Raw genomic sequence first — 9,250 nt, 5'->3', positions numbered from 1 at the left:
TTTTTCCATCTTTTTAAATTTATTTATTAGTTATTACTGTTAGGTGTAGAATCTTTATCTGTTTCTGATGTAGAAAAGATTTCTGTATTGTTTGTAATAATTACACCTAAAGTATTTATTGTTGCTGCTATTTTAAGTTCTACAGAGTCATTAACTCCTATTGTAAGAGAACTTAAATCCCAGATACCAGTTGTTGGATTGTAGGTTGTATTTGTTGCAATTACAGAACTTGCTGCATTGTATGTTAAACCTGCTGGAAGCAAATCTCTTACCTGAACATTTGTTGCAGGTTGAGGCCCCGAGTTAGTTAACACCAATGTAAATATTACTGTTTCACCAATCTTTAAAATTGGTTTATCAACCTTTTTTGTTATGTTTAAATCTATAGCACAAGCTAAACTTACATTTGCATCTATAACATCGTTTGTAGAAGCTTGAGTAAAACCTGTTGCTCCTTGGCCACTAACAATAGGACTTCCGTTTGCATCTACATTAGCCCCTAAATTTTGTGAACTTCCACCAATACTACCACCTGTAAAAGTTGATAATTTATCTAAAGTTAATGTTGCTGCACCTTCAATTGCATCTGGACATCCGTCATTGTCTGAATCTGTGTCTAATGAGTTTGGAATACCATCTCCATCAAAATCGTAATTTGAACAAATAGGAACTACTACATCTATACCAAAATTTGCTGTTGAACCAGATACAGCGCCATATACACTTGTCCCTGTTCTTAGTGTAATAGGGTAACTTCCGGTAAAATAAAATACACCATCTGCACCATCATTATCGGCATCTAACTCATTAGAATGAAAACGATTACCAGGGTTTCCTGGTAGTGCTGCTAAACCGTCTGAAGATGTCCAGCCTGCAGGAGTTGCCACAGGTTGCTGAGATATTGGCTCAAAATATTGATAATAATCAGAAATGTTGTCTAAATCTGTAAAACGTAATGCTACAGGAATATTATTATTAGAAGAAGTTATTGTTACTAAATTAGAATTCTGACTTACATCAACTTCATAAGTTAACCTAATATTTGGTGATGCTGTATGGTTAGTCCCATTAAATATACCACCTAGACCAACTGGATTGCTAAGTGTAGCCGTAAATGTTACTACTTCTCCATCTACAGTAACTGTTCTAGTTGCTGTGTTTGCATCAACCTGAGTCCAATCTGTAGTATTTGTTATTAAGGTTGTGTTGTTACAGTCGTCTTCTACTGTATCTAAAATACCATCATTATCATCATCTACATCTACCGCATCTGGTATGCCGTCTTTATCATTATCATCACAAGTAATAACTGCTGTATTTAAATAATAAGCATTTGGTGTTGCATAAGAAGCTGTTGTTACTTTCCCTTCTGCATCAACCGCAGGAGCGCCAGAGCCATAAAATCCATTATTATCTGAATCTGCATCTGCTAAACCATTATAATAAGCCTCATCTGCATCTGAACATCCATCATTATCACTATCTGAATCTAAATAGTTTGGTATTCCGTCTTTATCAAAATCACATGGTGCTTCTTCGCTATACCTAAACTCGTCAATACCAAAATTATCTGCACCAAAACTATCTGTAATATAAGTTGAACTATGCCTAATTTCTATAGTAGAAACTGGTCTTGGTTGAATAAAACCAATAAAAGTTTCTAAATTTTGACCTACAGTAATGTTAGATAAAAAATTACCTGCGCCATCTTTTAAAGCAACCAAACCAGAAATACCAGAACCAACCGATTTATCTGGACCAATTTTAAATATCAGTTTCCCATCTGCATAAATTCCCCATTCATCTTCAAAACTACCAGCCGAACCATGATCAAAATAATCTACCAAATCAAATCCGAAGCTGTAAACCGGATTTGTAAAATTAATAAATACACTTGTTGTTAAATTTTGATCCGTTTCAGATCTAGGATCTCCAGGAACAATTGAATAACCAGAACCAGAAGCCCCAGATATAAATGAATCTGCATTTGTTACGCTTATGCCAACTGCACTTGTATTTGCAGCAGCACTAACATCTGAACTTATAGTAAGTGATCCGTTAGAAAATGTTGTACTTGTAAAGTCACTTTCAGATACTACAACACTTCCTGCCTCTGATATTGCACCAGACCAACCAGATTCTATATATCCATTTGCATTTATGTTATTTGAAACTGAAAAATATCGCCCGTGAGAACTCTGATAATAAGATGCATCTGCGGCTGCACTTAAAGGAGTCAAGGGGCATTCTATAGAATCTAAAATTCCATCATTATCATCATCTAAATCTACACTGTCTGGCACACCGTCATTATCTGTGTCATAACAAGCAGATACCGTTTCATCTAAATAAACAGCATTAGGTGTATTATATGAGGCACCTACAACTCTACCTTGACCATCTACCGTTACTGCGCCATTGCCATAAAACCCATCATTGTCTCCATCTACTCTTAAAGTTGTTCCAAAATATGCTTCGTTAGCATCTGTACAACCATCGTTATCAGAATCTGAATCTAAATTATCTGGAATACCGTCACCATCTGTATCTCTACAAATAATAGACTCTATGGTAATAGTAGTTGTTAATAATTTTGTAAGTATATTTCGAATACCTCCTTCATTAATTTTAATATCATCTACAATTAAATTAAAAGAACTTGTTGGTTCATCTGGTGAAAATGTAGCATTATAATCTCCCTCTACCAGAGGGTTTCCTATATTAAAAATTACTTCAGAAACAGCACCTTGGTTTACAAAATTATTAAAATCAAAATCATTTAATTGTGCTTGGGTTACACCAGAAACTGGTGTTGCACCTACTGGAGATGTAGTAATTTGACCGACAGATAATGTATTGCCTGCTACGGTTAAATTAGACCAAGAACCCGGTACATCTGCCGCAATTGCGTCTTGAGCTGTAGAATTATCCATATCGGAAATACCACCAAGCCCAATTGATATAAATTTTAACGGAATACCATCTGCAGAAAATGCAGAAACCCTTAATTTAGGCTGATCATTTATATCATTTCCTGCAATTTCAAAACCTATTTCACCGATGCTAATATCACCAACTACAGTTCCGTCATTAGGGCCATAATCAGGAAAACCTGCATCATCACCAACAGTACCTGCAGCTTCTAAAACTACCCTGTTGCCATCTACATCTTTATACACTAACTTACCTCCACTATTTACATCACCAAGTAGACTTTCTGTAGAATCTAATGTAAATGTAGAACTTGTAGCTGTCTCACAACCTTCTTCGGTATCTAAAATACCATCGTTGTCATCATCTAAATCGTCTTCATCTACAACTCCATCTCCGTCCGAATCTAATGGAGCAGATACTTGAGATGTAACATTTATATTATCAAGAGCAATATCACTAGTAAACTGAGTACCTCTTGTTGACTGAAATCTTAATTTAACTAGTTTACCATCAAAATAACTTAAATTTATTGGGTTTGTTCTTGACCAATTATTACCTTGATTACCCGTTATTGTAAAAACATTGGTTAAACTACCTTCATGATTTACAAATACATCTAAAGAACCCATAGCGTTTACATCTGCTGAATTGGCCCACATGTGAAAATCGAAAACTAATTGTACATTTTCTTTACCTCTAAAATCATAAACCTTTTCTATCCAAGCCACATCTCCAGTGGTACCACCAGTTGCCTCATAATAAATATATGTTGCGCTTCCAGAACCAGTTGTTGGTCCAGTATTTGGACTTGGCGTAGAACCAGTAGTTCTTACCCAATTACTTTGGTCTCCTGCAATATTTACCCAGCTATCAAAAGATGTTTCGAAAGTATCTTGAGCCAAAGATGTATTTGTACTTGCAAAAGCAAACAACAGCATTAGAAAAACTGGTAGTAAAGTCGCATTATTTCTTGTTAAAGAAAAATTATTCTTCAACTTAGTTATGCTATGTGATATGTAATTTTTCATAATCATATATAATTGTATATAACCTTTAACCTGTTATCGCCCATAGCAATTACAGATTTGTATTTGTAAAAAGAAATGTATTCTTGTGTAAGAAAAAAATTTTCTGAAAACCTTAAAACCAAAGCACAGATAAAATTACTCTTCTTTAAAAAGGGAAGTGATGTTAGAAGTAATTTTGATTCCATACGCTTTTCGGGGGTTAAAAAGTACAATCATAACAAATTTAATAAAAATTTATAATATTTATTAACAAATGTTAATTTTTTTCTTAAAAGCAAAATTAAAATATAAGCGTGTATTAAAATAAATCTATCGATAAAATACAATTTAAGACCGATGAAGTGCAGTATTGCTTAGTTTTCTGAATTAGGAAAAGAGTCTAAATCCTTTTGTTCTGTCTTAAAAACTTCTGTTTTATTTATTATTAAAACATTTAAATCTGTAACTTTTGCTCTGATTTTTAAAACAATTGAATTGTTTTGTAATAAATCTAAAGCAGAAACATCCCAAATTCCGGTAGTGGAATTATAAGTTGTATTTACAGGTATTTCTGAACCTAAGCCTACATATTCTAAACCAGGTGGTAATAAATCCTTAACTTGAATACCTGTAGCTGTATCTGGACCTTTGTTACTTAAAGTAAGCGTAAAAGTTACAATATCATTTAATTTTACAACTGATTTGTCAACTGTTTTATTTAAAGATAAATCTATTTTTTTAGAAACTAACGTAAAACTTTCTATTAAATCATCCGCAGAGTCGTTACTATCTACTTGATCTTGTGTATTAGAAACTACATTAGAAAAAACACCTTCTTCTGGCTTATTAGGTACTTTAGATACAAATTTTAAAGTAAACAATTCTCCAGCTTCCATAGTACCAATTGTCCAATCTGGACTTACCCAAGTACCTTGACTTGGAGTAACACTAATTAAATCTAACTGTGTTGGAAAAATATCTCGAATCACTAAATTAGTTACAGGAAACAAACCAAAACTTTGAACCGTAACCGTAAAATTTACCTCGTCTCCGTCTGTTAAATCACCTGAAATATCGGAAGTTTTTTTCACCACAATATCAGGATCACAATTAAAAACGTCTACAGTTTTAGAAGAATAAGAACAGGTACCTTCTGTAACAACTAAATAATATTCTCCAATGCTATCTGGTGTATAGACTGCAGATGTTGCACCCGCAATTATATTTCCGTTTTTATACCATTGGTAAGCATCAAAATTTTTAGTACTCTCTTCTAAATTTCCTGCCGGAAAACAACCACCACCAGTAATTTCTACACCAACAACTGGCACAGTATCAAAGCCAGAAAAATAACCCGCCAAACCAGCGTTAGCCCCTAAACTCATAAAGGTACCAACAGCTATTGGCCCAGAAGAATTAACATCTATTTCACCAGACAAACCGTTTACATAAAAAGTTTTCCAATCTGAAGTTCCTGCGGGAAAAACAGGTGTTGGTAAAGGTACTAAAACACCATTTTCTCTAACTTTTATATTTGTATTTGGCGTTAATGCAGATGCTATAATTGTAATTGCAGACTCGTTTGTAAGAAAACCAGCAACTCTATCTATATCTGATATTTCATCCATTAAATTTGGAAGTAAACAATTAACTGGTGCAATAAAATTCATACCAATTGTTTGAATTTTATTTCCTGTAGCACCCTGTAAACATTGATAAGCATATGCCTCTCTAGATGTTGTAACAAACATACTTGCCCCAGCATTGGTAGAAGAGTAATTACTACCCGGAATCTCTAAATATTCGCCGTCATTTATTGTTCCTATTAAATTTCCGCCAGCAAATACTTGTGTATTATTTTGTGTTGCAACAATTATAGGAAACTCTGTTTCATTTGTACCATTTCCTCTAACAAAAACATATTCTCTACCAAGATTTTCTACAGCTACAGGTTGATCTATACCAACATCTCTACTTTGGCTTCCGGTTCTTACACCTACGTTTAGTCCACCATTACTTATGACTATTGGTTTTGTTGCTTCAATCTTAGCACCCAACCAACCGTCTACATTAGAAGCACTTTGATTCTTTACAGCTTCTAATACAAAAGATTGCCCTTTATTAAGACTTATCGTTTGAGAAGTACCTGTAATACCTCCTGCGTTTGTTCCTTTTCTAAATCTAACACCACTATCATATCCCGAAACTGTTACAACTGTTCCGTCTTCTGTAGCCATCATACCAAGGGTTGTAGACAATTTTCTATTATTATTATCTTCTGCTCTGTTTGGTATTCCTCCCCATCTAAACTCTGTTCCTTTAGCTTTTGAACCCTTTGAAGTTAAAGAACCAGCTTGTGCACCAGATCTCCCTCTATAATTTACATAAAATTTTTGCCCGCCAGGAGCAATAATTCTTAAACCCGCAGTTGATAAAACTTCTCCGGTATTTGTATCTGTTACTAAAGTTATATTATTATCTCCGTTGCCTAAACCGTTAGAATTATCAAATATTTTACCAGAACCTTTAACTAAACCTGTAAGAGTTAACAATGGAGTTGTACTATTACCTCTATAAATCTCTATGGGAAAAGGTGTCGTTTCTGGAGTTGAAAAATATACCGCTTGCTGCTGTATACCTGCGTTATTAAAAACTTGTTTTAAAGGTGGTAAATAATGCTCACTATCTAATTGAGCATAATTATTTGACACACAAAATATTACAATTATAAAAGTAAAAAATAATTTTATTGAAATAAATTTTAACAAAGGCACTTTTAAACTCAAACTAGTTTTTTAAATGATGATTCTAAATACATAAAGTTCAAATTTATGCATTTTTATTTACATAGGTAGGTAGCTTTTACATTCCTCGCTCTTTCTTTATTCGGTCGTAAGCTTCTTGTATCCTTTGAAATTTTTCATTTGCACCTTTTAAATGCTCTTCGCCCAAGTCTTGTAATTTATCTGGATGGTATTTTTTAACCATTTTTCTATATGCCTTTTTAACCTCGGCGTCTGTTACAGATTTCGAGATTTCTAAAATTTTGTATGCATTATCAGACTCATCATAAAACATTGCTTTTATAGAAATATAATCTTTATCATTAATGTATAAATAACCTGCAATTTTTCTAATTTCTTCTACTTCGCTCTCAGTAACAAAACCATCTGCTTTCGCAATACCAAATAAGAAATGTATTAATTGCAATCTAGATGCGTGAGGCATGTGTTGCCTAATTTGAATACAGACTTGGCGTGCAGAAATATCTTTTTTAACAATACCGTTAAACAACTTAAAAGCACTATTTGCTCTTTGTTTACCATACATGTTTACAAACTGATTTCTTACAAAATCTAGTTCTTTTTCGTCTATTTTACCATCAGATTTTATTACAATAGATGCTAAAACAAGTAAACTCATTTCAAAATCTCCAGACTGTGTATTATTACCGCCTCTTGATTTACCAGAATTTCTTTGCCTTTCGTAATCTATTCTTTCTTGCTTTAAATCATCTTCAGAAAAACCATCTACAAAACTACCTATTGCAAAACCAATTGCAGCACCTATTGGCCCTCCAAAAGTAAATCCTAAACCCGCACCTAACCATTTTGTAAAATTTCCCATATTCTTTTTTGTATGTTTTCAAAGATATGAAAACTACATTTTTTAAGACAAAAATTAGTGCATCAATTTTATTGATATATGCATTGAAACATCAATATCTATAAAGTTGAATTTTACTGAACTAATACTTATCTTTGTACTTTAAAATAAACAATTATGTATCCAGAAGAATTAGTAAAACCAATGCGTGATGAGTTAATTAACGCTGGTTTTGAAGCATTATATACAAGTGAAGACGTTGAAAACGCAATGTCTAAAGAAGGTACAACTTTAGTAATGGTTAACTCTGTTTGTGGTTGTGCTGCTGGTACTGCAAGACCAGGTGCAATTGCATCTTTAGGAGCAGATAAAACACCAACAAACTTAACAACTGTTTTTGCTGGTGTAGAAAAAGAATCTACACAAAAAGCACGTGAGTTTATGGTTCCTTTTCCTCCTTCTTCACCAGCAATTGCCTTATTTAAAGATGGTAATTTAGTACATATGTTAGAAAGACACCATATAGAAGGTAGATCTGCACAAATGATTGCTCAAAATTTAGCGCAAGCATACGAAGAGTTTTGTTAAGCAACCTATATTAAAGAATTAAAAAATCCATTCTAATTAAGAATGGATTTTTTATTTTTACTAAAATTATTAAAATGGCATTTACAACATATACTAAACAAGAGCTTACTAAAAAGCTAAAGACTCAAAAAAAAATGTTTGCAATAAAGTGTGTTGTAATTGTTTTAATGGTTTTCTTTTCAATATTTTCTACTATAGAAAACGGTATGTCTTTTCATACATTTTTACCATTATTTTTTATACCGATGAGCATCTATATGTTTATAGAAATGAAAAAAATAAAAACAGAATTAGCTTCTAGAAAGTAAAAAATGAATCAAGAAAAAATTATTACAGCAACAATTGCATTTGTAAAAGAAGAATTAAAAAATGCAGAAGGTGGGCACGATTGGTTTCATATAGAACGTGTTTTTAAAAATGCAATATTAATTTCTAAAGAAGAAAATGTAGATGTTTTTGTTGTTTCTTTGGCAGCTTTATTACACGATATTGCAGATCCAAAATTTCATAACGGAGACGAAACAATAGGGCCCAAAGTTGCAAACGATTTTCTTAAAAAACAAAACGTTGAACCTACAATCATTAAACACGTTGTAGACATTATAAATAACATTTCTTTTAAAAACTCTTTCGAAAATACTAATGCCAATTTTAATTCTAGAGAATTACAAGTTGTTCAAGATGCAGATAGATTAGACGCAATTGGCGCCATTGGTATTGCAAGATGTTTTAATTACGGTGGTTTTAAAAACAGAGCGCTTTACGACCCAGAAATTATTCCTAATTTAAATATGACAAAAGAGGAATATAAAAACTCTAGCGCACCAACCATCAATCATTTTTATGAAAAACTTTTACTTCTAAAAGATAAAATGAATACTACGTCTGGAAAAAAGATTGCTGCAGAAAGACATCTTTTTATGGAAACTTTTCTAAAACAATTTTATGAAGAGTGGAACGGCGTTAAATAACTAAAAATTATAATTTAGATAAAATCAATAATCAGAAATTATAGTTTTTAACACCTTAAAATGGTTTTTAAAGCAGTTTTTATTTTATAAAACCCAATTACAAAACACAACTCAAATAAAGCTATTAGAATCCTTTATTTTAAT

The 9,250-nt window shown here is 32.5% G+C and carries 6 protein-coding genes; 3 read left to right on the top strand and 3 right to left on the bottom strand.

Annotated features, from left to right (window positions below; translation table 11 throughout):
- Window positions 1-26: 26 nt before the first annotated feature.
- The 3 genes from B5464_RS07910 to B5464_RS07900 all read right to left on the bottom strand — a co-directional run bounded on the left by B5464_RS07910 (window position 27) and on the right by B5464_RS07900 (window position 7,568).
- Window positions 27-3,962 carry a DUF11 domain-containing protein gene (locus B5464_RS07910; RefSeq protein ID WP_172830872.1) on the bottom strand — a complete coding sequence of 1,312 codons (3,936 nt, stop codon included), beginning with the start codon at window positions 3,960-3,962 and terminating at the stop codon, window positions 27-29.
- Window positions 3,963-4,315: 353 nt separating this feature from the next.
- Window positions 4,316-6,652, bottom strand: coding sequence for a DUF11 domain-containing protein (locus tag B5464_RS07905; protein ID WP_154066952.1), 2,337 nt, complete (start codon window positions 6,650-6,652; stop codon window positions 4,316-4,318).
- Between the two features lie 151 nt (window positions 6,653-6,803).
- Entirely contained in the window at window positions 6,804-7,568 is a 765-nt protein-coding gene (locus B5464_RS07900) for a TerB family tellurite resistance protein (protein ID WP_077810843.1), read from the bottom strand.
- A gap of 156 nt (window positions 7,569-7,724) precedes the next feature.
- Here B5464_RS07900 and B5464_RS07895 point away from each other — a divergent pair, with 156 nt between their 5' ends.
- The 3 genes from B5464_RS07895 to B5464_RS07885 all read left to right on the top strand — a co-directional run bounded on the left by B5464_RS07895 (window position 7,725) and on the right by B5464_RS07885 (window position 9,106).
- Entirely contained in the window at window positions 7,725-8,135 is a 411-nt protein-coding gene (locus B5464_RS07895) for a BrxA/BrxB family bacilliredoxin (RefSeq protein WP_077810842.1), read from the top strand.
- Window positions 8,136-8,209: 74 nt separating this feature from the next.
- Window positions 8,210-8,443 (top strand): hypothetical protein, encoded by a 234-nt coding sequence (locus tag B5464_RS07890; protein WP_079737937.1) that lies wholly within the window; start codon window positions 8,210-8,212, stop codon window positions 8,441-8,443.
- Between the two features lie 3 nt (window positions 8,444-8,446).
- The gene (locus B5464_RS07885) at window positions 8,447-9,106 is read left to right on the top strand and encodes an HD domain-containing protein (protein WP_079737936.1); all 660 of its coding nucleotides are present in this window, start codon (window positions 8,447-8,449) and stop codon (window positions 9,104-9,106) included.
- Window positions 9,107-9,250 lie beyond the last annotated feature (144 nt).

It is taken from the genome of Polaribacter sp. KT 15, assembly GCF_900143115.1.
Classification (GTDB): Bacteria; Bacteroidota; Bacteroidia; order Flavobacteriales; family Flavobacteriaceae; genus Polaribacter; species Polaribacter marinaquae.
The sequence above is the reverse complement of the archived record's forward strand: the minus strand, read 5'-3'. Positions and strand labels throughout refer to the sequence as shown.

Bases quoted from the DNA above. Each gene is read 5' to 3' on its own strand.
- B5464_RS07910 (WP_172830872.1), bottom strand. From the start codon at position 3,962: ATGAAAAATTACATATCACATAGCATAACTAAGTTGAAGAATAATTTT.
- B5464_RS07900 (WP_077810843.1), bottom strand. From the start codon at position 7,568: ATGGGAAATTTTACAAAATGGTTAGGTGCGGGTTTAGGATTTACTTTT.
- B5464_RS07895 (WP_077810842.1), top strand. From the start codon at position 7,725: ATGTATCCAGAAGAATTAGTAAAACCAATGCGTGATGAGTTAATTAAC.
- B5464_RS07890 (WP_079737937.1), top strand. From the start codon at position 8,210: ATGGCATTTACAACATATACTAAACAAGAGCTTACTAAAAAGCTAAAG.
- B5464_RS07885 (WP_079737936.1), top strand. From the start codon at position 8,447: ATGAATCAAGAAAAAATTATTACAGCAACAATTGCATTTGTAAAAGAA.